Origin of the sequence: Jiangella anatolica (assembly GCF_003236295.1) — a bacterium.
Classification (GTDB): Bacteria; Actinomycetota; Actinomycetes; order Jiangellales; family Jiangellaceae; genus Jiangella; species Jiangella anatolica.
Genome location: NZ_POTW01000250.1, coordinates 1 through 394 on the forward strand (window position 1 = coordinate 1; position 394 = coordinate 394).

Sequence of the window (394 nt, forward strand, 5' to 3'; positions counted from 1 at the left end):
CGCCGGTCCTGTCGAGCCGTGGCCCGACAGGACCGACGTCGCGGGGTCGGCCTCAGCCGGGGTCGACGGTCACGGCTCCAGATCCTTGTTGGCGTGCGCCGCGGCGAGCTGGATGGCCCTGCTCTGTTCTTCGGTGTGCCGCCCGGCAGCGACCCATTCGTCCGCCACCTGCTTCACCCGCTGTAGGAACTGGCCGTGGTTGCGGAACGGGGCCGTCTCCCAGACCCGGTCCAGGAACGTCTCGCCGCCCTCGTCCCGGATGGCGTCGTTGGGTACGCCGGTGGCGGCCGAGCCGAACACGACCTCCGGCTCGACCCGCTTCACGTACGGGTGGTAGGCGTTGAACTGCCCGGGCACCGGGTCGGAGAGGTAGTACGGCGCCAGGGTGTAGCCG

1 pseudogene is annotated in these 394 nt (G+C 71.1%); it reads right to left on the reverse strand.

The features are described from left to right. Positions 1-69: 69 nt before the first annotated feature. A pseudogene (locus tag C1I92_RS34250) lies at positions 70-394 on the reverse strand (hypothetical protein); the annotation flags it as partial.